The organism is Pseudomonas sp. DE0157, assembly GCF_007678615.1.
Taxonomy (GTDB): Bacteria; Pseudomonadota; Gammaproteobacteria; order Pseudomonadales; family Pseudomonadaceae; genus Aquipseudomonas; species Aquipseudomonas parafulva_B.
The window spans coordinates 118,113-144,035 of record NZ_VEJN01000009.1 but is presented as its reverse complement, the minus strand read 5'-3'; the positions used below and the strand labels follow the sequence as shown (position 1 = coordinate 144,035).

The following is a 25,923-nucleotide window of genomic DNA, read 5'->3' as shown; positions in this document are numbered from 1 at the left end:
CGATTGTCTTTCGTAGGGGCACCGGCCACACTTTGGTGCGAAGCCAGGAAGCGGAGTCCAGCGTGTCCACACCCCGTCAGTTCAGCAAAAAGAGCAGCACCAGCAACATGCTGCGATTAAAGACCAGCAGTGCCAGCGTAGAGGCGCCCTATCGGGTCGACTTCGTTTTGCTCGAACACTTCTCCATGGCCAGCTTCACCGTGGCCATGGACGTGCTGGTCACGGCTAATCTTCTGCGCGCGGACAGCTTCCAATTCACGCCCTTGTCGCTTGCCGGTGACCGTGTGCTCAGTGACCTGGGGCTAGAGTTGATCACGACCGAGCTTTCGGCAACCGCCCTCAAGCACTTGGACTTGCTCGTGGTCTGCGGCGGTTTGCGTACGCCGCTCAAATATCCTGAGCTCGACCGCTTGCTTCAGGACTGCGCATCTCACGGCATGGCCTTGGGCGGCCTGTGGAATGGCGCATGGTTTCTTGGCCGCGCCGGAGCGCTGGATGACTACGGCTGCAGCGTTCACCCCGAACAACGTGCCAGCCTCGCCGAGCGCAGCCCGCAGACGCGTATCACGCCCGCAAGCTTCACCCTCGACCGGGACCGACTGAGCGCCGCCAGCCCGAACGGGGCGATGGAATTGATGCTGGGACTGGTACGACGGCTGTACGGTGACGGTCTGGCAGAGGGCGTCGAGGAGATTCTGTCATTCTCGGGCGCTCGCTATCGGCAAGTGGGCCCCGGGGCCAAGAAGTCGATGAGTCTGCACCTGCGCACCATCGTCGAGCTGATGGAAAACAACCTTGAGGAAACCCTCAGCCTGGACCAGTTGGCGGCTTACAGCGGCCGCTCTCGCCGCCAGATAGACCGCCTGTTCCAGGCGCAGCTGGGCACCTCTCCACGGCGCTACTACATGGAACTTCGCATCACCAAAAGTCGCCGCCTGCTGCAGTACTCCGATCTCTCGGTGATGGAGGTGGCGCTGGCGTGCGGCTTCGTCTCGGTGTCGCACTTCAGTAAATGCTACGCCGCCTATTTCGGTTATCCCCCATCGCGCGAGCAGCGCTTGGGGGATTGAACCTGCTCGCGCTTTTGTGGCGTCAGTCTGACGCAGCAGCGGGCTGCTTCGAAGGAGGGGTCAAGTGCAGCACGCGATCCCGCCCGCCTTCTGCAAGCCAATAACCGCCGCTGCCATCGGCCACGATGGACTGCGGCGCCTTGAGAAACGACAGCACGGTCTGGCGAGTCCCATCGGGCTTTATGCGCAGCAGCCGTGCCCGGTGCGTGTTGTCCTCACTGATCCAAAGACCATGCTGGTCACAAAACAGGAATGTGGGGTTCCTGAGGCTATCGAACACCACAGGGTCCTTGCCATCCTTGGACAACGCCCGTATCTGCCCGTCGGCTTTCTCGGTGTACAGCAGCCGGCCATCCCCGCATCGGGTCAACCCTTCAGCTTCGGTCAGGCCCGAACGCAGCACGTCCACCTGGCCGCTGCGCCAGTCATAGCGCAGCAAGCGGCCATCACCCTTGCGGTCTTCGATGGCATAAAGGTGGTTGCCCTCGTTCCAAAGGCCCTGCACCGCAATACCGTCGAAAAGCGGTGTGACGTGGCCATCGACAGCCAGACTCACCGGCGCCAGGCCACCTTCTTGGCTGAAGACCCAGCCACCTCTGGCCGCCACCATGCCGTCGGGCTTGGACAGCTGGTCCACGAGCACTTCGCGCTCACCGTCGGGTGCAATCTTGAGAATACTGCCCCGACCATCGTCCAGCTCCTGGCTTACCAGCAGACTGCCGTCGGCCTGGGGAAGCAGCGACGCAGCCTTGTCCACGTTGCGGTGCGCGACCTCCACCTGCCAACCCGAAGCGGCCTGCACGGGGTAGAAGCTTTGCCAGGCGAAAAATCCGAGCGTTGCCATTACAAGGCCGGTGGTAGCGGTGAGCACGATGCGGGTGATGGGTTTACGCAGAAAGGTGGGCATGGAGAACTCCTTGATTCTGCAAGGAATGCTAGCAAGGGGATGTGAAAAAAATGTCGGAAGCAGACACCTGATTACAAAACAAAAGGATATAAAAATAACTAAAAAGTCTAATAATTAGTAATAAAGAAATTGAAGCAGCGCGGTCAGGTGCTTATGTTCTGGTGCTCCCACTCATCGCATATCAAGGATCGCGCCATGCCCCACTCTCTCTTTTCATCACTACGCCGGCGAGCACTGGGAGCACTACTGGTCTCGCTTGCCGGGGCCCTGCTGATAGCCGCAGCGGCGCAGGCGCAAGAAAACAGCACCCTGCGCATCGGATACCAGAAATTCAACAGCCTCAACATCCTCAAAGGCAGCGGCGCACTGGAAAAAGCCCTTGCCCCGCAAGGGGTGAGGGTCAGCTGGCATGAGTTTGCCGCCGGCCCACAGTTGCTCGAGGCCCTGAGTACCGGTGCCATCGACGTGGGACACGCGGCCGATGCGCCTTCGGTGTTCGCCCAGGCGGCCGGCAAACCCGTGGTCTACCTGGCCGCTGAACAGCCTTATCCGCGTGGGATCGGCCTGGTGGTGCGCCAGCAGGACCCTCTGAACGATGTGCAGGATCTGAAGGGCAAGCGCGTGGCCACTGGCCGGGGATGGAATGCCCAGTACTTGCTGGCCGTCGCCTTGCAACAGGCAGGCCTGAGTTACCAGGACATCATCCCGGCCTACGTCAATAACGCAGCCGACGCGATAGCCGCGCTGCAGTCAGGCAGCGTTCAGGCCGCCACACTGTGGGACCCATTCCTGGCTGCAGCCGAGCGGCAGCCAGGGCTGAAAAACCTGCGTGACGGGACCGGCTTGACCAACAACCGCACCTTCTACCTGTCCACCGCCCGCTTCGCGGACAGCCATAAGGCGTTGCTCAGAATATTCTTCAGCGAACTGGCCAAAGCCAGCCAGTGGGCCAATGACAAACCCGGCGACGTCGCCGCCTTGCTGGCGCCGCAGCTTGGCATCAACGCCGATGTTCTGGAAGTAGCAAGTCAACGACGCAACTACAACGCTGTGCCAGTGACCCCAGAGATCGTTGCCGAACAACAGAAGCTGGCCGACACCTTCCAAGGGCTTGGCCTGATCCCCCGCAAACTGAACGTAGCCGAAGCGGTTTACCCTGCTTCCGTGCTGCCCTGAGGCCAACTCAACATGCCCCGCCCTATACGCTTCAACGCCTTCAGCATGAACGCTGCCAGCCACCAATCGCCTGGCTTGTGGCGCCACCCGCGCAACACCAGCACCGATTTCAACCGCCTGGCTTACTGGACCGACCTGGCCAGGCGACTCGAACGCGGTTTGTTCGACGCACTGTTCATTGCCGATGTCATGGGCATCTATGACGTCTATCAAGGCAGCCCGCACCCGGCCTTGCGCGGCGGCGTCCAGGTGCCGGTGAACGATCCGATGCTGTTGGTCCCCGCCATGGCCGCTGTGACCGAGCACCTGGGCTTCGGGGTCACCTTCTCGCTGACCTACGAGCACCCCTATCCCTTTGCACGGCGCATGTCCACACTCGACCACCTCAGTGACGGGCGCGTGGGCTGGAATATCGTCACCGGCTACCTGGACAGTGCCGCGCGTAACCTGGGGCTCGACCGACAACTGGGGCATGACCTGCGCTATGACTTGGCCGAGGAGTATCTGCAGGTGCTCTACAAACTCTGGGAAAAGAGCTGGGACGACGATGCCCTGGTGCTGGACCGTGAAACGGGCCGCTACGTCGAGCCAACCCGTGTGCACCCCATCGGCCACGCCGGCGCGCACTTCCAGGTACCCGGCATGCACCTCTGCCAGCCATCGCCGCAACGCACACCCGTGCTGTTTCAGGCAGGCGCGTCGGCGCGCGGTCAGCAGTTCGCCGCCAAGCATGCCGAATGCGTGTTCATCAGCGGGCCGACACCCACGGTTCTGCGGCGCTACGCCGATGGCGTGCGTCAGGCCAGCGAAGCGGCGGGACGCGCACGTGACGAGGTGCTGATCTATGCCCAGGCGTTGCTGATCGTCGCGCCCACTCACGAGCAGGCTCAGGCACGCTTTGACCAATACCGCAGTTTCGTCGACATCGAAGCAGCCCTGACACTGCTGTCAGGTTGGACCGGAATCGACCTGGATGGCCTGGACCCTGACGCGCCAATCCAGTACGTGGAAAACGATGCGGGCCGTGCAGCCTTGGCAGCCTTCACGGCGGCGGACCCTAGCCGTCAATGGACCGTGCGCGAGGCGGCGCAATTCATCGGGCTAGGAGGACGCGGCCCCGTCCTGATCGGTACGCCAAGTGAAGTCGCCGACCAGTTGGAGGCGTGGGTCGATCAAACCGGTATCGATGGGTTCAACCTCACGTATGCCGTCCAACCTGACGACCTGGCCCATGTCGTGGAGTTGCTGGTTCCCGAACTGCAGCGCCGTGGCCGCTATCCCCGCGGGTACGTCGATGGCACCTTGCGCCACAAGTTGTTCGGCAAAGGAAACCGGCTAACGGCGCACCATGTCGGCAGCCGCGTGAGCATTCAGCAACCAAATACTGGGTATTCCAACATTTAATTTGTAGATGTTCGGCGCGCCACCCTATCCTGTGCCCACGTCCCCTGCACCGCACCGGCCGGTGCGGCCCACGGCATGGGGATAGAACAACAAGTCGAGAGCATTCATGTCGAACCACGCCTATTTCGCGCCCCACGGCGGCCACCCGGCTCAAACCGAGCTGCTGACCGACCGTGCCATGTTCACCGAAGCCTACGCGGTCATTCCCAAGGGCGTGATGCGTGACATCGTCACCAGTCACTTGCCCTTCTGGGACAAGATGCGCATGTGGGTCATCGCCCGGCCGCTGACAGGGTTCGCCGAAACGTTCTCCCAGTACATCGTCGAGGTGGCGCCCGAAGGCGGGAGCGAACGGCCTGAACTGGACCCCAACGCCGAAGCCGTGCTGTTTATCGTCGAAGGCGAGCTGGACATTACCGTCGAGGGTCAGCACCACACACTGGTGCCAGGGGGTTATGCGTTTCTCGCGCCTGGCGCCGAATGGAGCCTGCGCAACAACAGCCAGGCCAATGTCACCTTCCACTGGCTGCGCAAGCACTACCAGAAGGTCGAAGGGCTGGACGTACCGTCTTCGTTCGTGACCCACCGCGACAACGCTACCGTGATCGAAATGCCAGGCACCGAAGGCCGCTGGAAAACCACCCGCTTCGTCGACATGGCTGACATGCGCCATGACATGCACGTCAATATCGTCACTTTCCAGCCAGGTGGGGTCATACCGTTTGCTGAAACCCATGTCATGGAGCACGGGCTTTATGTGCTGGAAGGCAAGGCGGTCTACCGCCTGAATCAGGACTGGGTCGAAGTCGAGGCCGGTGATTTCATGTGGCTGCGGGCCTTCTGCCCACAGGCCTGCTATGCCGGCGGCCCTGGCAACTTCAGTTACCTGCTGTACAAAGACGTGAACCGTCACGTGCACTTGACGCTCAACCCCAAGCGCTGAGCACAGAAGACTGCTCGCCGGTCTCCAAGGCGCACCCGCCAGGGTGCGCCAAATCGCTGTTACTCAACCACCCCACACGCCATGCGAGCGCCACCGCCACCCAACTTCTCGGGGTGATCGCTGTGGTTATCGCCGCCTGCGTGCACCATCAGTGCGTGGCCTTTGAAGTCTTCAGCCTTCAGGCGCGGTGCCAGTACCGGATACGTCGCCTTGCCATCGGCACCTACATACAGCGCCGGCAGGTCGCCGCGGTGGCCGCTGTCATCGTAAGGGCCTTTATGCGCGTTGGTCGATTGCGGGTCCCAGTGCCCCCCCGCCCCGCCTGCTGGCACGGCTTTGCCCGCATCCTGCGCAGGAGCGCAGGACGGATTCTGGTGCAGGTGGAAGCCGTGCACACCGGGCGGCAGGTCCTTGAGGTCCGGGGTAAGCAGCGTTCCGTACTTGTTCTGCTCGATGCTGATGGTGCCGATCGACTTGCCTGGGCCATCGGGGCCTGCCAGCTTGAGCTCGACGGTCTGGGCGGCTTGGGCCAGGCCGGTAGTGGCCAGCAGCGCAGCGATTACAACTGCTTTCATAAGGTTCTCCATGGCGTGGTGAAGGCGGACGTCATACCCGCGTTGTGCATGGGACTGCATCATCGCGCAGTCATTCCCTTGTGCCACAGCCTGAAACACTTAAAGACTGCCACCGGCCAACAGTTGCTTGAGCACCTCTGCCAGGGCCTTGACCGTCGGATCGGCGGTTGGACGGTGCACGATGACGATCTCATAGCTGTCGATTTCGCCCAGCCCCTGCTCGGCGCCCAGTACGCGATGCTCTGCAGTGGCCGCGCGCGGCGGTAGCAGGCTGATGCCCATGCCATCGGCGACAGCGGCCTGGATGCCGCTCAAGCTCGAACTGGTGAAACTGATGCGCCAGCGCCTGCCACTGCGCTCGATGGCCGTGATCATGTCTTCGCGGTACAAGCCCCGCGGCGGAAAGGTCACCAATGGCACCGGGTCCAGTTCAAAGGCAGGCAGGCGCGCGCTGTCGATCCATTGCAGCCGCTCGGGCCAACAGGCGACCCCTTCGCGGCTGTTGCGCCGTTGTTTGAGCAATACCAGGTCCAGCTCGCCATTGTCGTAGGCCTGGCTCAGGTCCCGGCACAGCCCGCTGGTGACCTCCAGCTTTACCTGCGGATTGAGCCGACTAAATGCCGACAGGGCATGGGTGGTCGATCCACCCACAAAGTCCTCGGGTACACCCAGGCGCACCGTGAAGCCGACCATGGCACCGGCCAAGGCTTCGAGCATCTGATCATTCAGGGCCAGCATATGCCGGGCGTACCCGAGCAGCGTCTGCCCGGCGTCGGTCGGGAGCACGTCGCGGTTGCCACGTACCAGTAGACGGTGCCCTACCATGTCTTCCAGGCGCCGGACTTTCTGGCTGATGGTGGACTGGGTCGAATGCAAGCGCGCGGCAGCCGTGGTGAAACTGCCGCAGTCGGCCACCACGACGATGGCACGCAGAAGGTCCAGGTCGAACAAGGCCCTATTCGATTTAACGTTATGAGACATGCGAGTATTCGACAAATGAATGGGAGGACCGTTTTCTAGCACGCACCTGGGCAGCTCGCAACGCTGGCTTCAATCTCCCAGTGCTACACCTTCACGGCGTGGGTCCGCCCCGCCCAACCAGCCTGTCCCGTCCCGCTGAATGACTTGCAGGCCGCTGGTCATATCCATCGGCGTCACGGTGTGGCCCCACGCCTTGAGCTTGCGAATCAGTGCAGCGCTGGTCAGCCCTGATTCCACCTCGGTTGCACCGTTGCGGCTGCCAAAATTGGGCAGCCCGGCGGCTTGCTGGGGGTCCAGCCGCCAGTCCAGCAACGCGATGAGCGCCTTGTTGACGTAACCGATGATCTGCGAGCCGCCGGGTGAGCCAAGGCTGGCTACCAATTCCCCATGGTCCCGGGAGAACACCAGCGTAGGCGCCATGGCTGACAGGGGCCGCTTGCCCGGTTGAACGCGATTGGCCACTGGCCTGCCCTGCTCCTGGGGCACGAACGAAAAATCGGTCAGCTGGTTATTGAGCAAGAACCCTTTGACCATCAGGTGCGAGCCGAATGCGCCCTCCACCGAGGTGGTCATGGCCACGGCATTGCCGCGATCATCAATGGCGCTTAGGTGGGAGGTGGCTATCCGCGGTGGCGATCGGTCAGGCGCAAGGGTCAACAGCGCACCGCTCGGATGGCCAGGGATGGCCTTGTTCATGCTGCGCTCACCCACCTGACTGGCACGCTGTGCCAGGTAGCCCGGGTCGAGCAGGCCCTTGAGCGGAACGGGTACATAGTCACTGTCGGCCAGGTACTGGGCGCGATCGGCATAAGCCAGTCGCTCGGCCTCGGCGACCAGGTGCACGGCGCGTGCTGGCGCCTCCAGGGTGGCAGCAGTGGCCGAGGGGACGGGTGCCAGGTGCGCCAGATCGTCCCTGGCCGACCTGCGTTGCAATGCCTCCAGTATTCCCAAGGTCTGCAGTACCGCCACGCCCCCGGATGAAGGAGGGGGCATGCCACAAATCTGCCAAGCTTTGTAGGGTCCGCAGACAGGTTCACGCTCGCTGGCCCGGTACTGCTTCAGGTCATCGGCGGACAGATAACCTGGGTTGGTGTGGTTTTGGACGGCCGCCACCATGGCTTGCGCAACCTCGCCGTTGTAAAACGCCTGCGCGCCGTGTTGCGCGATCTGCTCAAGCGTGTCGGCAAGTTCGGGATTACGCAGCTGTGTGCCTACTGCAAGCGGGCGCCCCGTCGTGTCCAGGAAATAGCCAGCCATACTGGGCGAGCGAGCCACGAAGGGGTCGGCTTTCAGCAGCGCATGCAGCCTTGCAGAGACTGGGAACCCGGTGCGGGCCAGTTCGATGGCGGGTTGAAACAACGCTTGCCAGGGCAGCACGCCGTGCTGCTTGTGCGCCAATTCCAGGGCCCGCAATACACCCGGCACCCCCACGGCTCGTCCGCCAATCTGTGCTGACCTAAATGGCATGGGTGCCCCCTTGTCGTCGAGGAACAGGCGTTCGGTCACCTGCGACGGCGCCGTTTCCCGGCCATCGAATGCCTGGGTCCTTTTCCCGTCCCAGTGGAGGATGAATGCGCCGCCGCCGATTCCACTCGACTGAGGCTCGACGAGTGTCAGCACCAGTTGCATCGCAATTGCCGCATCCAGCGCACTGCCCCCGGCGCGCAGGATGCGTTGTCCAGCCTGACTGGCCAGCGGATTGGCGGCAGCGGCCATGTGATGCTTGGCTGCCACCGGCTGCAAGCCTGCGCGATAACCGGAGCCAAGTTCGGGTGCTACGGGCAGCGCTTGCCTGGCCTGGGCCAGGTTACAGGACAGGCTCAGGCACAGCGCGCTGACGGATAGAAAGAGAGGGTTCATGCAGCCGCTTCCTGCGTTGGGCCTGGCACAGATGCGAGGCTGTCGAATCGAAAAGTGCACTGACGCTTTTGTTGAGCGTCCAGGCTGGGCGAGGATAACGCGACTGCGACGCACGGGACCACCAACGGTCACGCGGTTGTGGCGCGGTTCGATTCCGGTCGCCCACCTTGACGTATACGTAAAGCACGCTTCAGGATGGCGGCATATCCTGCCCAGAGCCCTGGTATGAGTACCCAGACCTACAGTATTTCCGACCTGTCCCGTGAGCTGGACATCACCACGCGCGCCATTCGTTTTTACGAAGAGCAAGGGCTGCTGCGCCCCGAGCGACGCGGCCTTGAGCGCATCTATTCGGCGCGGGACAAGGTCAGCCTCAAACTTATCCTGCGTGGCAAGCGCATCGGCTTCTCGCTGGCAGAGTGCCGTGAGTTGATCGAGCTGTACGACCCTTCGGGCGGCAACCTCAAGCAACTGAACAGCATGCTCGCCAAGATCGCCGAGCGGCGCGCCCAACTGGAACAGCAAATGCTCGACATCCACCAGATGCAGCTTGAGCTGGACACTGCCCAGGAGCGCTGTGAACAGGCGCTGGCGTGCACGCTTGCCAATAAAGACCACGGTTGACCGTTACAGGAACCTCATCATGTCCTTGCCTGAAAAAGTTCGTCTGGTAGAAGTTGGCCCTCGCGACGGGCTGCAGAACGAAGCCCAGCCCATCAGTGTCGCCGACAAGGTGCGGCTGGTGGACGACCTCACAGCGGCTGGCCTTGCCTACATCGAAGTGGGCAGTTTCGTTTCACCCAAGTGGGTGCCGCAAATGGCCGGTTCGGCCGAGGTGTTCGCCAGTATCGACCAGCGTCCGGGCGTCACCTACGCAGCGCTGGCGCCCAATCTGCGCGGCTTCGAAGATGCCGCGGCGGCGGGCGTCAAGGAGGTGGCGGTATTCGCCGCCGCGTCCGAGGCATTCTCGCAGCGCAATATCAACTGTTCCATCTCGCAAAGCCTGAGTCGTTTCGAACCCATCATCGAGGCCGCGCGAGCCCAGGGTGTGCGGGTGCGTGGGTACGTATCCTGTGTGCTCGGCTGCCCGTACGAGGGCTCGGTCCGTGCAGAGCAGGTACTGCCGGTGGCGCGTGCCCTGCACCAGATGGGCTGCTACGAAGTGTCGCTGGGCGATACCATCGGTACCGGTACTGCCGGTGACGTTCGACGCTTGTTCGAGGTGATAGCGGCCCATGTTCCCCGCGCGCAATTGGCGGGGCACTTCCACGATACTTATGGCCAAGCCCTGGCCAACGTATATGCGAGCCTTCTTGAAGGCATCAGCACCTTCGACAGCTCGGTGGCGGGTTTGGGTGGCTGCCCCTATGCCAAGGGCGCGACCGGTAACGTCGCGACCGAAGATGTCGTTTACCTGCTTGATGGGTTGGGCATCGAGACCGGTATCGACCTGGAGCGCTTGATCGAGGCTGGGCAGCGCATCAGCACGGTGCTGGGAAGGGCCAATGGATCGCGCGTTGCACGTGCGCGACAGGCGCGCTAGGTCATCAAGGTGTCACAACAATGTGGGTGAAGTGTTACCGCTCGCTTGGCGACGAAGCCAGATACGGGTATCCCGGAAACATCCAGTGAGGTTTTTCCGACACCCTGCTTTCATGAATTTCTTCATGCCATTGATTTAAAAGGGTTTTTCAAAACTGGCACGGGACCTGCTATATCTCTTGCATAACAAGAACAACAAAGCGTCACTTAATAAAAATAATAGAGAACGGCTCTGACAGAACAAGAACAACACGGCAGAGGCGTAGCAAGCAGATTTTTTTGGAGTCGACCCGCATTCCTGGGGCAAGCCCCGCGAATTGGCACAGAACAATAAAACTACCTCAAGGTAGCAGCAGCCAACTCGGATCATGCGTGATGAAGGTCGGTCAGCGCTCAAAAAAATACGTTTGCTCTTGGCCCCGCATGGGGGCCTTGCACCACCAGGGCAGGCTGACAAAAACAACAACAGGCCAGCCCCAAGAATAAAAAGAGCAAGCAGCAACGCTTTGGGGGGAGCTTCGGCTCCCCTTAGTGCTTACCCCTCCTCCTTCTGTTTTTCCTCGTGCTTGCCCTCGGCCTTCTCCACCAGCAGCGGCATCGTGCCCAATACCAGCAGCGCGAGCACCGTACTTATCAATGCAGTGGCTTCCCGGCCCATCCCAGCGGCAGTGCCTATGGCAGCGGTCATCCAAAGGCCAGCGGCGGTGGTCAACCCTTTCACGTGGCTGGTGTCCCGTCCGTTGCCTTTCAAGATGGTGCCTGCTCCGAGAAAACCGATGCCGGCGACGATGCCCTGGATCACGCGGCTAAGGGCCTGTTCGTCGGCGCCTGCCATGCTGGGCGCCAACACGAACAGGGCAGCACCGAGCGACACCAGCATGTGGGTGCGCACCCCGGCGGATTTGCCCCGGTGTTCGCGTTCGAACCCCAAAACCGCGCCGAGCAGCGATGCCATCAACAAGCGAATTAGAATGCGTGTGACCTCGTGCGCATCGGTCACATCCGCGAATTCGATCTGGATGGCGTGCCAGATAGTTTCCATCCTGTACGTTCTCTCCAAAGGCTGAGTGCTTGGCAAACGTCAGGTGCCTAGGTCGTGGGGCCATGCTTGCCCCAAGTGCCAACACATCCACCACGGCCCTTGTGCGAGATCCTGGTTGCCGGCGATGGGCTGCACAGCTGCCCACACCACCGGGCCCTGCATTCCCTTTTCACCTTCATGGACCCCAAGAGCCTCTGCAAAGTGCCGTTGGGCCAAGGGGGTGCAACGATGCTCAATACCCTGCGGTCAACCGTTCGAATTCACATCAGGAGACGTGTCATGCCAGTCGAAATCGATGCTCAAACCCAACGCTGCACGCTCATCAACGACCAGCAGCGTCTCGAAGGCGCCGCTTGTGACATCGAAATCGTGACCGACGAGCGACTGCGCATGTCAGTCGCGGTACTGGGTGCAATGCACACGCCGATCACCGAAATCGAGGCCGATGCGCTCACGGTGGCCGGTGCGGTCGATAGCCGCAGGCATCTTAAGAACACCGCGCCAGGCTCGATCATATAAGGGGCTGCACGGCCTGCACCTCAACTGATATGGTTTTTATCGCCAAGGCTGAGCCTGTGCTGAAAGCAGACTGACGGCCATAGTGCACATGCCTGATCCAGGCTAGATGAGCACGGAGCCATGACCGACAGAACGCCTTATTCAGTGATTGCCACTGTCCCTGCCAACTCTTCCCGCCGTGTCGGCGACGCCGCCATTCACACGCGCAGTTTCAGCGGGGTGTACCGCACGCTGCGCATCGGTTTCGCCGGGGCCCTGTTTGCCCTGTTCTTCGGCACTGCCTGGCTGAACTGGAACGGTCGTCAGGCGGTACTGTGGGACCTGGGCAACAGCAAGTTCCACATCTTTGGCGCGACCTTCTGGCCACAGGACTTCATTCTGCTCTCGGCGCTGCTGATCATCTGTGCGTTCGGCTTGTTCGCCATCACAGTCTACGCCGGGCGGGTCTGGTGCGGTTACAGCTGCCCGCAAAGCACCTGGACCTGGTTATTCATGTGGTGCGAAAAAATCACCGAAGGCGACCGCAACCAACGCATCAAGCTGGCCGCAGCGCCCTGGAGTCTCGACAAGGCCGCCAGACGCCTCACCAAGCATTCGCTGTGGCTGGCCATAGGCCTGGTCACCGGCGTGACCTTCGTTGGTTACTTCACACCCATTCGTCCGCTGGCAGCCGAACTGCTCACACTTCAACTGGGCGGCGTTGCGCTGTTCTGGGTGTTGTTCTTCACAGCCGCCACCTACTTCAATGCCGGCTTGCTGCGCGAAGCGGTCTGCCTGCACATGTGCCCCTATGCCCGGTTCCAGAGCGTGATGTTCGACAAGGACACCCTGGCCGTGGCTTACGATCCGCGCCGTGGCGAGGCACGTGGCGCGCGCAAGAAAGGCAGCGACGCCCGCGCCCAGGGCCTGGGTGACTGTATCGACTGCACGTTGTGCGTTCAGGTATGCCCTACCGGCATCGACATTCGCGACGGTTTGCAAATGGCCTGCATCGGCTGCGCCGCCTGTATCGATGCCTGCGACGGTGTGATGGACAAGGTGGGCTACAGACGTGGGCTGATCGGGTACAAGTCAGAACACAGCCTGCAAGGGGGTACTACGCATTGGCTACGACCACGCCTGCTCGGTTACGCCGCAGCACTGCTGGTGATGATCGGTGCATTGTGCGTGGCGTTGTACCTGCGGCCGATGGTATCGCTGGATGTGATCAAGGACCGTGGTCTGTTCCGCGAAAATGCACTGGGTCAGATCGAGAACATCTACCTGCTCAAGGTGATCAACAAGACCGAGCACACTCAACACTACGCGCTGCGGTTGCTCGATGCCGAGGGCTTTACCCTCCAGGGGCAGACGGCGCTTACCGTATCGGCCGGCGAAATGAGCGAAATTCCGGTATCGGTGGCGATGCTGGCCGACCGACCCGAAAGCAGCTCGGTGCCGCTTGCATTCGAAATCAGCGAACGCGACGACGCGTCGGTGCGCAGCGTGGCGCACAGCCGCTTCGTGGCGCCCATGAACCGATGACGCCTACACTCCTCTTCCCTTGCCTGCCAGGCTTCGACAGAAGGCCACAATGAAACGTTACGAACGCTTCGCCGACGACATCGCCGAACTCATCCGCTCCGGCGTACTGGGCCCTGGTGAACGCGTGCCCTCCGTGCGGTACGCCAGCCAGACCCATGGGGTCAGCCCCTCCACGGTTTTCCAGGCGTATTACCTGCTGGAACGGCGTGGACTGATTCGCGCCCGGCCGCGCTCGGGCTACTTCGTCAATGCCCACGCCACTCGTCAATTCAGCGAGCCCCAAGCGCTGCACCCGATCAGCGAGTCCACTGATGTGGACGTCAGTGCCCTGGTTTTTTCCATCCTTGATTCGATCAAGGACCCCAACACGGTACCCTTCGGTTCGGCCTTCCCCAGTCCCTCGCTATTCCCTCTGCAGCGCCTGTCCCGGTCACTGGCCAGCGCCAGCCGTGCCATGGACCCTCGTGTGGCGGTCACCGACCTGTCGCCCGGCAACCCGCAACTGCGTCGGCAGATTGCCCTGCGCTACATGGTCGGCGGGCTGATGCTGCCGATGGAAGAGCTGCTGATCACCAACGGCGCACTTGAGGCCCTGAACCTTTGTCTTCAGGCTGTCACCCAGCCAGGTGACCTGGTCGCAATCGAAGCGCCCGCGTTCTATGCTTGCCTGCAGATACTGGAGCGGCTCAAACTCAAAGCCGTGGAAATTCCCGTGCATCCCCGCGAGGGCATGGACCTGGAGGTGCTGGCCCAAACGCTGCAAAAGCACCCGGTCAAGGCGGTGTGGTGCATGACCACGTTCCAGAACCCGGTCGGCGCCAGCATGCCGGAGGCCAAGAAGCAGGCGTTGGTCGAGCTGGTGACACGCCACCAAGTGCCCCTTATTGAAGACGATGTCTACGCCGAGCTCTACTACGCCCAGCAGGCACCCAAGCCTGCGAAGGCATTCGATACCCAGGGCCTGGTCATGCACTGCGGCTCCTTCGCCAAGAGCCTCGCCCCGGGCTACCGCATCGGCTGGGTCGCCGCAGGGCGGTTTGCGCAGAAGGTCGAGCGGTTGAAGCTCATGACCTCGCTCTGCGCCTCGATGCCCGCCCAGGCTGCCATCGCCGACTACCTCCAGCACGGTGGCTACGATCGCCACCTGCGCAAGTTGCGTTATGCACTCGAAGGCCAGCAAGCCAATATGCTGGCGGCGATCGGGCGTCACTTCCCGGCACAGACACGGGTCAGTCAACCGTCAGGGGGGTACTTCCTCTGGCTGGAGTTACCGCAACAGATGGACGCGCTGAAGCTGTTCCACATGGCCCTGGCGCAAGGCATCAGCATTGCCCCGGGGCCGATCTTCTCGCCCACCCGACGCTTCGGCAACTGCATCCGGCTCAACTATGGCAGCCCTTGGAACGAAGCAGCCGAGCAGGCAATGGCCACCCTGGGGCGGATAATTCGCTCTTTCTGAGGTCTGCGTTCAACCCTTCATGCGCGCACGGCTATAGTTGTCGAAATTTCCAAGCCGAATCGCCCGCATGACATCACAAACGCCTCTGGATGACCGCGCAGCGCTACAGGCCAGGCTGCTTGAGCTCGAGGCCGAGCACGAGCAGCTGCGCCTGAAAGCTGCTGCCTATGACGCCGTCGTCGAGCAAATCGATGAAGGCCTGTGCGTCCTGCAAGTGCTCGAGGATGAGCACGGCCAACTCAATGACTATCGCTACCTGATGTACAACGCGGCTTGTGCCCGCCACACCCTCCATTTTAAAGAGGTAGGTTTGACCGCAAGGCAGACCATCCCCGACGAAGTGGACCAATGGCTCCCACATTTCGCCGAGGTGGCGCGTACGGGTGTGCCCCTGCACTTCGAGCAGCGGCTGGCAGTCTCGAACCGGTGGCTGACCTTGAAAGTTAGCCGCCTCGAGCCCGCCTGCGAGCGGATATTGCTGGTTCTGTTCACCGGCAGGCCCGACGAAAACGCTGGCATCCATCAGTTGCAGGCGCTCAACCAGGAACTGGCGCAGCAAGTGGACAGAGAGCTTGCCAGTCGCAAGCTGCTGGGCAATCTGGTCGATCACAGCGTTGCCAACGTATTCGCGGCCGATTGCAACTTCAGGCTGCTGGCGATCAACCGCACCGCGCAGGAAACCCTCAAACGCTGGCGCGGCCTGGTGCCCAAGGTCGGTGAGTACATCCCCGACTTCATCGCCGACCAGCCGGACATCGTCAAGCAACTGAACGGGCTGTGGCCAAGGATCATGACGGGTGAATCTTTCGTGGACACCGTTGCCGTTGGCCTGGAAGGAAATGTCCGCCACTACGAGGTGCGCTACAACCCGCTGCTCGATGCCGAGCAGGTCGTGCAGGGTGGTTTCATGTTCGCCTACGACATCACTGAGCGCGTCGCTGAACAACAGCGCCTTGAGCAAGTGGAAGAAACCCTAAGGCAGTCCCAGAAAATGGAGGCTATCGGACAGCTGACCGGCGGTATCTCCCATGACTTCAACAATTTGCTCGGCAGCATAATGGGGGCGCTGGAGGTTGCCGCTCAGCGACAAACCGAAGGTCGCTATCCGGATGCTGCCAGGCTCATGGGGTTGGCCAGGCAGGATACGAAGCGAGCGGCCACACTGGTGCAACGACTGCTGGCGTTCGCTCGGCAACAGAAACTGAGCCCGCAGACCGTCGACGTCCATGAGTTGGTGACCAGCATGCACGATCTCATCAAAAGCTCGTTGCACGCCAGCATCGAGTTCCAGGACCTCACCAAGTCTGGGCACTGGCTTGTCCAGATAGACCCTTCCCAGCTGGAAAACGCATTGCTCAACCTGTGCATCAATGCACGCGACGCCATGCCGGTAGGCGGCACGCTGATCATTCGCAACAGTGACGTGCGGGTATACCCTTCACTGGCCGAACGACTGCATTTGCCTGTCGGCGATTACGTCAGGATTTCTGTCAGTGACAATGGCGTAGGAATGAGCAGCGATGTGGCAGAACGTGCCATGGAACCGTTTTTCACCACCAAGCCGCTCGGCCAGGGATCGGGACTGGGGCTCCCCATGGTCTACGGTTTCATCCGTCAATCCGAGGGGCAGGTAAAGATCACCAGCTCGCCGGGGCAAGGAACCTGCGTAGACCTCTATCTACCCAAGGACACAGGCCAGGTCGCTGCGAGCATTGACAAGGTATCAACGCCCTTCTGCCCTCCCCAGCAGGGCAAGCATCTGGTCATGCTGGTGGAGGACGAAGACACATTGCGGCTGGTGATAGAGGAACTGCTCATTGATCAAGGGATGGAGGTGCGCGTCTTCACCGAGGGCTCGCAGGCCTTGAAAGCGTTAAGGGCCGGCCTGCAGCCATCGCTGTTGATTACCGACATCGGTTTGCCAGGGAGAGTCAGTGGCAAGCAGCTGGAAACCGCCCTGCCCGACTCGGCAGCCCTGCTCTACATCACTGGCTACGCTGATCAACAGGGCATCGCCATGTCGCGCAGAGGTGCGGTGATGTGCAAGCCCTTCGCATTGGCCGCGCTGGTCGAACAGGTGGGCCTGCTGCTGGCGAGCGCCGCCGCCGACTCGAACAGGCGCAGTTGATGATGCGAGCAGCTGGTCATCTTCCGCCACTCAGGTCGATGAATGTACCTGTCGAATAGGAAGCTTTGTCAGACAGCAGCCAGAGGATCGCCTCGGCCACCTCCTCAGGCCGCCCGCCTCGGCCCATGGGCAACCCAGGCTCGAGTTTGCTGACGCGATCCGGATCTCCCGACAGCGCATGAAAGCCGGTGTGGATGTAGCCGGGCCTGACCCCGTTGACCCTTACCCCTTCAGCAGCCAGCTCTTTGGCCAGGCCCACCGTGAACGTGTCGAGCGCGCCTTTGGAGGCGGCGTAATCAATGTACTCGTTCGGTGACCCGAGGCGGGCGGCCAGGGATGAGACGTTGACGATGCCCCCGCCATTCCCCCCGTGACGTGCGGCCATGCGCAATACAGCGTGCTTGGCGCAGAGCATGGGGCCGACGATGTTGGTCTTCATCATGCTGAGCAATCGCGCCTCGGTCATATGTTCGAGGCGGGTTTGGGGAGCGATGGTGGCGGCATTGTTCACCAGGGCCGAGATCGGCCCCAGATCTTCATCTACACGTTGGAACATCGCGATGATGTCGGCTTCGCTGCTGACGTCGGCGCGCACGGCGATAGCCTTTGCGCCCAAGGTACGGACCTGGCTAAGGATGGCATCGGCAGCTTCATCGTTGCTGCGGTAGTTGATGCACAGATGGTAGCCATGCCGGGCGGCGAGCAGGGCGGTGGCAGCGCCTATGCCGCGGCTGGCACCGGTGATGAGGATGACGGGGTTCATGAGGTGCCGGAGATGTTGAGGTGGTGATTTGACGATAGAGGAAATGAAAGGCGGTTGCCAGTTAAGCGCGCCAAGATGGGCTGAACAAGCAAACTTTCAGTTAGGCGTGAGTTCGTGAATTAATCGACTAAACCCTATCTAAGATAGTGATTTGTTGTCGGTAAATACTGCACCGAAGTCCGAGAATACCCATAGAAAGCGCGTTTCACAACGAAACTTCCTACGAAAATTTGGCCCCCCCTGCGCGATGACATCAGCAATTGAGAATATAGAAGATGGCAAATGGAACACTGTCCTGATTACCCATTCGCCACTGCACGGATGAGCGGCGACACAGAGCCATTGCCATGGAACGAACCCGAACGCAACGTAATGAGATGAGGGATGCCAGTGACAACCGTGAGGATGGCCACATGGGCCTCTTCGACGCGATGGCCAAGCCAGGGGTGGGGGTAGGAAGATCTGCCCCTGATCGGGACGTGCATGCACAAACGTCTTTCCAAGGTTACCGCGCTGATGCGGCGATGTTCAGCAGCGAGGACTCGAAATTCACGGTTCCCCATCAAACTCACTTGGGGCTGCTGCGCAGCCCATCGCGGTCGGTCCGGCGCCCCGGCAAGACCGCTACACAAGCCCCAGTACTTAGCAAAGGCACCGGTCGCGTACCCCAAATCAAACTCAATGCCCGCCCCCCGGCCCCGCCTTGGCCGTAAACGGCGGCTTCGCGAACCAGACCAACAAAATCAACCCTGCGAACACCCACGTCATCAACATGAAGTAGTCCACCGTCGACATCATGTAAGCCTGCCCGTTGAGCACCTGCTCCAGCTGCGCATAGTTGTGCAGGTTCGCCCCACCCATCTGCTCAAGCGTGTGCCGCGTCGCCGGCTCGTACTGACTGATGTGCTCACTCAAGTAGGCATGGTGCTGGTCAGCCCGTCGAATCCAGATCCACGTCGTCAACGAAGCCGCGAAGCTCCCACCCAATGTGCGCAGGAACGTTGCCAAGCCTGATCCGTCGGCTATCTGCTGGGGCGGCAGGTCCGACAACAGGATGCTCAGTGTGGGCATGAAGAACAGCGCAACCCCAATCCCCATGAACAACTGCACCAATGCCACATGCTGGAAATCCACCTGGCTGGTGAACCCCGCCCGCATGTAGCAGCTGCTGCCGATGGCCAGGAACGCTAGCCCTGCCAGAATCCGCAAATCGAAGCGATGCGCGTACTTGCCCACGAATGGTGACATGATTACCGGCAATATCCCGATAGGCGCCACCGCCAGGCCCGCCCAGGTGGCGGTGTAGCCCATCTGTGTCTGCAACCACTGCGGCAGGATCAAGTTGATGCCGAAGAACCCTGCATAGCCACCCACCAGGACGATGGTCCCCACGCGGAAATTGCGGTGGGCGAACAACCGCAGGTTTACCACCGGGTGCCGGTCGGTGAGTTCCCAGATGACGAACACGGCCAAAAACACGACGGAGATCAGCGTGCCGATGATGATGAACGAAGACTCGAACCAGTCCAGGTCATTGCCTTTGTCCAGCACCACCTGCAACGCCCCTACCCCAACAATCAAGGTCAGCAGCCCTATGTAGTCCATCGGCTGCCGGCTGGTGACCACTGGACGATCGCGCATCTGCTGGCGCACCACCGCAGCGGCGAACAGGCCGATAGGCACGTTGATGAAGAAGATCCATGGCCAGCTGTAACTGTCCGTGATCCACCCACCCAGGATGGGCCCGGCAATAGGCGCCACAACCGTTACCATGGCCAGTAGCGCAAGCGCCATACCCCGCTTGGCAGGGGGGTAGACCGCAATCAGCAGGGTCTGGGTCATGGGATACAACGGACCGGCTACCACCCCTTGCAACACCCGAAAGCCTACAAGCTCCGGCATCGATTGGGCGATCCCACACAAGAACGATGCCAGCACGAACAGCAAGGTCGCCCACAGGAACAACTTCACTTCGCCAAAGCGCCGGCTCAACCAGCCCGTCAGCGGCAAGGCGATGGCATTGCTCACGGCGAACGAGGTGATGACCCATGTCCCTTGCTCGTAACTGACCCCCAGGTTGCCCGAGATGGTCGGCAAGGCCACGTTGGCAATGGTGGTGTCCAGCACCTGCATGAACGTGGCAAGCGACAAGCCGATGGTGGTCAGCAGCAGGCTTGGCGGGGTGAACTGGGCAGTGGCGTTATTGCTCATCGCTGAGCCGTCTTGCCAGACGCGCTGTTGTCACGGATCAGTTGCTCGATCAGCTTGTCCGCCTCGACCAACTGGCGATCGTAGACGTCGGTGGTGTAGCTCGCCTGTTGCGGCGGTTGCTGGGCCAGGGCCGGGCCACTCTGGTCGTGCAGGTCCACATCCACAACCGTGGACAGGCCGATTCGCAAGGGATGGTCCTTCAACTGGTCGGGGTTCAGGTGAATCCGCACCGGCACCCGCTGCACGATCTTGATCCAGTTGCCGGTCGCGTTCTGCGCAGGCAGCAAGGCGAAGGCGCTACCGGTGCCGGCACCCAGGCTGTCCACCGTGCCGCTGTAGGTGACGTCGCTGCCATACAGGTCGGCAGTGATCTCCACCGGTTGGCCGATGCGCATCTGGCGCAACTGGGTTTCCTTGAAGTTGGCGTCGATCCACACCTGGTCGAGCGGGATCACTGCCATGGTGGCAGTACCGGGTTGCAGGCGCTGCCCGAGCTGCACGCTGCGCTTGGCAACGTAGCCGGTCACCGGCGCGACCAGCGTGGTGCGCGCATGGGCCAGGTAGGCCTGCCGCAGATCGGCCGCCGCGGCCATGACTTCCGGGTGCGAAGCCACCACGGTATCGTCGACCAAAGCAGCACTGGTACTCAGTTGCTGGCGGGCACTGTTGACAGCCGCCTGGGCAACACTCAGGTCATCGCGCGCATGGGAAAGCTCTTCGCCAGCGATGGCGCCGCTTTCGGCCAGCACCTTGCGCCGGTTGAAGTCCTGCTGAGCCTTGCGCAGTTCGGCTTGGCGCGTCTGCAACTGTGCCTTGAGCGAATCGACGTTGCTGTACAGACCACGCACCTGCCTTACGGTACGCGCAAGGTTGGCTTGAGCCGATTGCAGGGCCACCTGGCTGTCGGCCGGGTCGAACTGCAGCAAGACCTGGCCGGCATGTACCAGGTCGCCATCGTCGGCGCCAATGCTGGTGACCGTCCCGGTCACCAATGGCGTGATTTCGACCACGTTGCCGTTGACGTAGGCGTCATCGGTGCTCTCGTACCAACGCCCAACCAGGCTGTACCAGGCCCAGGTGCCCAACCCGCCGAGGATCAGCAGCACCAGCAGGCCAATCAGCCAGAGCTTGCGCTTGCGCGAGGAGGCAGGTGCCTCGGTAGGTGCAGGGGTGTCTGAGGAAGTGTCCATGACAATACCTTGGAATAAAGGAAACGGGGTTCAACGATCACCGAAACGACGGATCGTCAGCGGATCGCCAGCGCCAAGCAGTACCTTGGCCAGCAGACGCTCCAGGTCTTGGAGCTCATCGGCTGCCAGTGCGCCACACAGCTCGTTCATGGCGGCAGCGCCGATCTCGGGCAAACGGTCGGCCAGCCGCTGGCCATCGGCGGTCAACGCCAGGCGCACCACGCGGCGGTCCGTGGGGCATCGGGTGCGTACAAGCAGATCCTTGTGCTCCAGGCGATCGAGCATGCGCGTCATCGATCCGCTGTCCAGACCCAGGTAGCGGCAGACCTCAGCGGGTGTATCGACCTGGTACTGCGTCACGATGATCAACACCTTGAACTGCGCAGCCGTGACGCCCTCGGACTCCAGATGCCAGTCGAGAATCCTGTCCTTCAGAAGCGCCGCACGGCCCAGCAACATGCCGATGGCGCACGTCTCGAAATTGTCAGGCGAGAAATGGGGCATGAATGATTGCTCGAACAAGTGTGTGCAAATATTACTGCCTAGGCAGTGAATGTCAAAGACTTAATTAGCTTGCTATGTACGCGTCACGAGGGCTTCGCGTCATGGCGCGAAGCGTTCTCAAAAGCGAAAAATCTGAAGGCTTTCGCCGGTAAAGACCGGGAAATGAAAGGGATTAGCGGCTTGGTGTGTTCCTCGACGCATCGGTGGAACGTTAGAATGCGCAAAACCCGGAGCCGCGATGAATCAAGACCGCCCTACTATCGACATCGATGACAGCATGGCCGATGCCGCTGCGCACTGGTGCATGCGCCTGCATGAAGGCGATTGCACAACTGCAGAGCGTGAGGCGTTTGGCCGGTGGCTGGCAGCCGATCCGCGTCATGCCGAGGAATACCAAGCCATGCTGGCTATCTGGCACACGGCTGACCTGCTGCCGCGGCCCGCTCAAGCGATCGGGCACGCTGGCCCGGTCAGGCGCAGCGGTCGCAGATGGCGCGCCCAGGCTTACGCAGCCGTCATCGCATTGGCGGCACTCCCGTTGGTGGGATGGATCGGCTGGGAGCAAGGCTGGGTTCCCAACCGCTACCAGCATTTCGAGACCACGGACCACATGCAGACCGTGCAGTTGAGCGACGGCAGCACGGTGCAGCTCAACCTGAATACCGATCTGACTTACCTCAACTTCAAGCACCAGCGCCGTGTCACACTCAAGCATGGCGAGGCATTCTTCACGGTGCACCACGACAGCACCCACCCCTTCGTGGTGCGCGCCGGCAATGGCCAGACCCGCGTGACAGGTACCCGCTTCAATGTCTGGAAATACCAGGACACGGTTAAAGTGACCCTGGTCGAGGGATCGGTGCTGGTCTCCAGCGAGGGCAAGACGGGCTATCGGCTTGGCCCTGGCATGCAGGCCATCTACCGCAAGGGCGATTTCGAGCCTCAACTGCTGGAAAACAGCAACTTTGCCGACGCGCTGGCCTGGCGCAGCGGCAAACTGGTGCTCGACAACTTGACCCTTGAACAAGCACTGCCGGCCATAAACCGCTACCTCGACAAGCCGCTCAGGCTTGCCGATTCCGGTACCGGTCAGATTCGTATCAGCGGCATCTACAACACCCGGGAGGTAGGCCAGCTGGTCAACAACCTGCCCAAGGTGCTGCCGATCTACCTGACCCGCAGCAACGACGGCAGCACGGTGCTCAACCGTATCTCGCCGCCGCCCGCCAAGCGCTGAGCCGCCTGCTGCTAGAGCGTCATCGCGGCCAGCCACCCGAAGGCCAGCAGCGGCAGATTGTAGTGAATGAATGTCGGCACCACCGTGTCCCAAATGTGATGGTGCTGCCCGTCCACATTGAGCCCGGAAGTTGGGCCCAGGGTGGAATCCGAGGCTGGCGAGCCTGCGTCACCCAACGCGCCTGCCGTACCCACGATACACACGGTCGCCAAAGGGTCGAAGCCGAGCTGGACGCACAGCGGTACGAAAATCGCGGCCAGAATCGGTACGGTAGAAAACGACGAGCCGATGCCCATGGTGACCAGCAGGCCCACCAACAGCATCAGCAAGGCCCCTACCCCTTTGCTGTGGTTGATCCAATGCGCCGACGTTTCGACCAGGCTTTGCACATCACCAGTGGCTTTCATGACGTCTGCAAAGCCAGAGGCGGTGATCATGATGAAACCAATCATGGCCATCATCTTCATGCCTTCGGTGAACAGGTCATCGGTGTCGCGCCACTTAACGATGCCCGACAGCGAGAAGATCAGAAAGCCGACCATTGCGCCGATGATCATCGAGTCCACCAGCAGCTGGACGACGAACGCGGCAACGATCGCAATGCCGGCCACCAACAGTGTCATCGGGTTGTAGCGCACGCTCACCTGTTCGACCTGCTCGATGCGCGCCAGATCGTAGTCGCGTTTTTTCCGGTAGCTGACAAACACGGCCAACAGCAGGCCTACCAACATGCCAACGGCGGGAATGGCCATGGCGTGGGTGACGTTGACCCCAGTGATATCGACCCCTGCACGCGCTACGTTGGCCAGCAGAATCTGATTGAGGAAGATATTGCCGAAACCCACTGGCAGGAAAATGTAGGGCGTGATCAAGCCGAATGTAATGACGCAAGCGATCAGGCGCCGGTCGATGCGCAGGCGGGTTAGCACATAGAGCAGCGGCGGTACCAGCAATGGAATGAAGGCGATGTGAATGGGCAAAATATTCTGAGACGAGACGGCCACCACCAGCATCAAGCCGATCATCAACCATTTCACCCTGCCACCCTGGTCGTGGCCTTGCCGGTCGATCATGGCCAAAGCCCGGTCGGCCAAGGCATGCGCCAGGCCGGATTTGGCGATGGCCACGGCAAAGGCACCCAGCAACGCGTAGGACAGCGCCACGGTAGCACCCCCGCCGAGCCCGCCATTGAAGGCCTCAAGCGTGCCTTGCACGCCCAGACCGCCGACCAGCCCACCTGCCAGGGCACCGACGATCAGGGCAATGACCACATGTACGCGGGACAGGCTCAGTATCAGCATGATGCCAACCGCGGCAATCACTGCATTCATGGGGGGCTTACCTCACTGGGGACAAAAAAGCGCGCACTCTGACGCAGTGCACGGCAGATGTCAAAACTGCCACGCAGCGGCGGTTTGCCCGCAACCGGGCGGATTAAATTGAATGTTTGAATAAAGAAAAGTCTGTAGGCGCCGATACCCACCTGGGGCTGGAAATCGCCTCGCCCGTGCCCTAACCCTTACCTGTCATAAAAAGGGATCCGACCCATGCCTCTGCGACACCTTTCCATCCAATGGAAAATCACATTGCTGGCCGGCCTGTGCCTGGCCGGCATCGTCACCCTGCTCATCGGGTTGTCCCTGTACCGGATGGACCACAGCTCGGACCTGGTCAAGGCCAGCAGCATGCAGATGCTGACCGAATCGGCCCAGTCGCGCATCGAATCCCAGGGCGAGGTGCAGGCCCTGAACATCCGCCGCCAATTCATGGATGCCTACCAGTACGGCGCGGGCTTTGCCAGGCAGGTACTGTTCCTGCGCGAACAGGCCGAAAAGCGCTTTCTCGATGCGTTCGACCTGCGCGAGGACATGACCCGGCAGGTGCGTGCCGCGCTTCAGGCCAACCCCGATCTGCTGGGCCTGTCACTGGTGTTCGAACCCAATGCGCTGGACAGCAAGGACAGCCTGTTCGCCGGCCAGGCACAGCTTGGCAGCAACGAAACCGGCCGCTTCGCCCTGTACTGGTCGCAACCGCACGTGGGCCAGCTGACCTCAATGGCTCTGCCCGAGCGCGACATGGCCGACACTTCCATCGGGCCTAGCGGCCAACCTGCCAATACCTGGTGGGTATGCCCGCGCACGTCGGGCAAGGTCTGCGTGGTCGAACCCTACTTCTATGCCATCGATGGCCAGCAGGTGCTGATGACCAGCATCGTCTTCCCGCTGGTGGTGGACGGCAAGGCGATCGCCACGCTGTCGGTGGACATCAACCTCAACAGCTTGCAGGCACTGAGCGAACAGGCCAGCCGCAGCCTTTATGAAGGCCGCACCACCGTGGGCATTCTGAGCCCGGTGGGCTTGCTGGCAGGTTACAGTCTAGATGCCAGCAAGCTCTCCCAGCGCTTCGACCAGATCGACACGACCAAGGGTGCAGAGCTGGTGGCCAAGATGGCCGACGGCAAAATGACCATCATCAATGATCGCCAGCGCCTGAAAGTGCTCGCGGCCTTCCGTCCGATTCCGGACGCCAAGCCATGGGGGGTGTTGCTGGACGTCCCTGAAAACGCCCTGACCGGGCCTGCCGAGGCACTGAAACAGGAGCTGGACGCCCTCAACACCAGCGGTACCCTCCTCGAACTGGGCCTTGGCCTGGCAGCAGCCATCTTCGGCCTGCTGATGGTGTGGCTGATGGCCCGTGGCGTTACCCGCCCGATCCTGGGCGTGGCGGCCATGCTCAAGGACATCGCCAGTGGCGAAGGTGACCTGACCCGCCGTTTGACCTACGACAAGCAGGATGAACTGGGCGAACTGGCGGGCTGGTTCAACCGTTTCCTGGACAAACTGCAGCCCACCATCGCCGAGGTAAAACAGTCGGTACAGGCCGCCCGC

General features: G+C 61.4%; 21 protein-coding genes and 1 pseudogene. 12 read left to right on the top strand and 10 right to left on the bottom strand.

Annotation, left to right across the window (positions count from 1 at the left end; genetic code table 11):
• The first annotated feature begins 62 nt into the window (after window positions 1-62).
• Window positions 63-1,070 carry a GlxA family transcriptional regulator gene (locus FS777_RS13475; protein WP_058638302.1) on the top strand — a complete coding sequence of 336 codons (1,008 nt, stop codon included), beginning with the start codon at window positions 63-65 and terminating at the stop codon, window positions 1,068-1,070.
• A 22-nt stretch (window positions 1,071-1,092) separates the two neighbouring features.
• Here the strand turns inward: FS777_RS13475 and FS777_RS13470 are convergent, their stop codons facing one another.
• Complete coding sequence (locus FS777_RS13470) at window positions 1,093-1,977, bottom strand: hypothetical protein (RefSeq protein ID WP_145255976.1); 885 nt, start codon at window positions 1,975-1,977, stop codon at window positions 1,093-1,095.
• 195 nt (window positions 1,978-2,172) lie between these two features.
• Between FS777_RS13470 and FS777_RS13465 the strand changes: the two genes are divergently transcribed.
• The 3 genes from FS777_RS13465 (at window position 2,173) to FS777_RS13455 (ending at window position 5,500) form a co-directional block, all read left to right on the top strand.
• Window positions 2,173-3,153, top strand: a complete 981-nt coding sequence (locus tag FS777_RS13465) for an aliphatic sulfonate ABC transporter substrate-binding protein (RefSeq protein WP_145255973.1) — start codon at window positions 2,173-2,175, stop codon at window positions 3,151-3,153.
• 12 nt (window positions 3,154-3,165) lie between these two features.
• Window positions 3,166-4,557 carry an LLM class flavin-dependent oxidoreductase gene (locus tag FS777_RS13460; protein WP_078478551.1) on the top strand — a complete coding sequence of 464 codons (1,392 nt, stop codon included), beginning with the start codon at window positions 3,166-3,168 and terminating at the stop codon, window positions 4,555-4,557.
• Between the two features lie 106 nt (window positions 4,558-4,663).
• The gene (locus FS777_RS13455; protein WP_058605425.1) at window positions 4,664-5,500 is read left to right on the top strand and encodes a bifunctional allantoicase/(S)-ureidoglycine aminohydrolase; all 837 of its coding nucleotides are present in this window, start codon (window positions 4,664-4,666) and stop codon (window positions 5,498-5,500) included.
• A gap of 59 nt (window positions 5,501-5,559) precedes the next feature.
• Here FS777_RS13455 and sodC read toward each other — a convergent pair whose 3' ends face one another.
• From sodC to ggt, 3 genes are all read right to left on the bottom strand, one after another.
• Window positions 5,560-6,075, bottom strand: a complete 516-nt coding sequence (sodC, locus tag FS777_RS13450) for a superoxide dismutase family protein (protein WP_078478550.1) — start codon at window positions 6,073-6,075, stop codon at window positions 5,560-5,562.
• A 99-nt stretch (window positions 6,076-6,174) separates the two neighbouring features.
• Window positions 6,175-7,056 (bottom strand): LysR substrate-binding domain-containing protein, encoded by an 882-nt coding sequence (locus FS777_RS13445; protein WP_058638306.1) that lies wholly within the window; start codon window positions 7,054-7,056, stop codon window positions 6,175-6,177.
• Between the two features lie 69 nt (window positions 7,057-7,125).
• Window positions 7,126-8,916, bottom strand: coding sequence for a gamma-glutamyltransferase (gene ggt, locus FS777_RS13440; RefSeq protein ID WP_058638307.1), 1,791 nt, complete (start codon window positions 8,914-8,916; stop codon window positions 7,126-7,128).
• A 225-nt stretch (window positions 8,917-9,141) separates the two neighbouring features.
• On the opposite strand from ggt, the gene FS777_RS13435 reads away from it, so the two are divergent.
• Window positions 9,142-9,540: a MerR family DNA-binding transcriptional regulator gene (locus FS777_RS13435; protein WP_028687491.1), complete on the top strand. Its 399-nt coding sequence runs from the start codon at window positions 9,142-9,144 to the stop codon at window positions 9,538-9,540.
• Between the two features lie 19 nt (window positions 9,541-9,559).
• Window positions 9,560-10,459, top strand: a complete 900-nt coding sequence (locus tag FS777_RS13430; protein WP_145255970.1) for a hydroxymethylglutaryl-CoA lyase — start codon at window positions 9,560-9,562, stop codon at window positions 10,457-10,459.
• A 534-nt stretch (window positions 10,460-10,993) separates the two neighbouring features.
• Here FS777_RS13430 and FS777_RS13425 read toward each other — a convergent pair.
• A complete protein-coding gene (locus tag FS777_RS13425; protein WP_058638309.1) occupies window positions 10,994-11,500 on the bottom strand; it encodes an MgtC/SapB family protein in 507 nt (168 codons plus the stop codon).
• A gap of 279 nt (window positions 11,501-11,779) precedes the next feature.
• Here FS777_RS13425 and FS777_RS13420 point away from each other — a divergent pair, with 279 nt between their 5' ends.
• The 4 genes from FS777_RS13420 (at window position 11,780) to FS777_RS13405 (ending at window position 17,130) form a co-directional block, all read left to right on the top strand.
• A complete protein-coding gene (locus tag FS777_RS13420; RefSeq protein ID WP_058638310.1) occupies window positions 11,780-12,019 on the top strand; it encodes a DUF3203 family protein in 240 nt (79 codons plus the stop codon).
• 120 nt (window positions 12,020-12,139) lie between these two features.
• Complete coding sequence (gene ccoG, locus FS777_RS13415; protein WP_145255967.1) at window positions 12,140-13,543, top strand: cytochrome c oxidase accessory protein CcoG; 1,404 nt, start codon at window positions 12,140-12,142, stop codon at window positions 13,541-13,543.
• A 49-nt stretch (window positions 13,544-13,592) separates the two neighbouring features.
• Complete coding sequence (gene mapR / locus FS777_RS13410; protein WP_058605418.1) at window positions 13,593-15,002, top strand: GntR family transcriptional regulator MpaR; 1,410 nt, start codon at window positions 13,593-13,595, stop codon at window positions 15,000-15,002.
• 484 nt (window positions 15,003-15,486) lie between these two features.
• A complete protein-coding gene (locus FS777_RS13405) occupies window positions 15,487-17,130 on the top strand; it encodes an ATP-binding protein (RefSeq protein ID WP_372239220.1) in 1,644 nt (547 codons plus the stop codon).
• Between the two features lie 16 nt (window positions 17,131-17,146).
• Here the strand turns inward: FS777_RS13405 and FS777_RS13400 are convergent, their stop codons facing one another.
• The 4 genes from FS777_RS13400 to FS777_RS13385 all read right to left on the bottom strand — a co-directional run bounded on the left by FS777_RS13400 (window position 17,147) and on the right by FS777_RS13385 (window position 21,798).
• Window positions 17,147-17,893 (bottom strand): SDR family oxidoreductase, encoded by a 747-nt coding sequence (locus tag FS777_RS13400; protein WP_058638312.1) that lies wholly within the window; start codon window positions 17,891-17,893, stop codon window positions 17,147-17,149.
• Between the two features lie 678 nt (window positions 17,894-18,571).
• A complete protein-coding gene (locus tag FS777_RS13395; protein ID WP_058638313.1) occupies window positions 18,572-20,104 on the bottom strand; it encodes a DHA2 family efflux MFS transporter permease subunit in 1,533 nt (510 codons plus the stop codon).
• On the bottom strand, window positions 20,101-21,294 hold the full coding sequence (locus tag FS777_RS13390) for an efflux RND transporter periplasmic adaptor subunit (RefSeq protein WP_058638314.1): 1,194 nt from the start codon (window positions 21,292-21,294) through the stop codon (window positions 20,101-20,103). Before FS777_RS13390 ends, FS777_RS13395 begins: the two co-directional genes overlap by 4 nt.
• Before the next feature lie 30 nt (window positions 21,295-21,324).
• The gene (locus FS777_RS13385) at window positions 21,325-21,798 is read right to left on the bottom strand and encodes a MarR family winged helix-turn-helix transcriptional regulator (RefSeq protein ID WP_058638315.1); all 474 of its coding nucleotides are present in this window, start codon (window positions 21,796-21,798) and stop codon (window positions 21,325-21,327) included.
• A 238-nt stretch (window positions 21,799-22,036) separates the two neighbouring features.
• Between FS777_RS13385 and FS777_RS13380 the strand changes: the two genes are divergently transcribed.
• A complete protein-coding gene (locus tag FS777_RS13380) occupies window positions 22,037-23,035 on the top strand; it encodes a FecR family protein (RefSeq protein WP_058638316.1) in 999 nt (332 codons plus the stop codon).
• Window positions 23,036-23,046: 11 nt separating this feature from the next.
• Here the strand turns inward: FS777_RS13380 and FS777_RS13375 are convergent, their stop codons facing one another.
• Window positions 23,047-24,366, bottom strand: a complete 1,320-nt coding sequence (locus FS777_RS13375) for a Na+/H+ antiporter family protein (protein ID WP_058638317.1) — start codon at window positions 24,364-24,366, stop codon at window positions 23,047-23,049.
• 216 nt (window positions 24,367-24,582) lie between these two features.
• Here FS777_RS13375 and FS777_RS21935 point away from each other — a divergent pair.
• Window positions 24,583-25,869 (top strand): annotated as a pseudogene (locus FS777_RS21935) (HAMP domain-containing protein); the annotation flags it as partial.
• Between the last annotated feature and the right edge of the window lie 54 nt (window positions 25,870-25,923).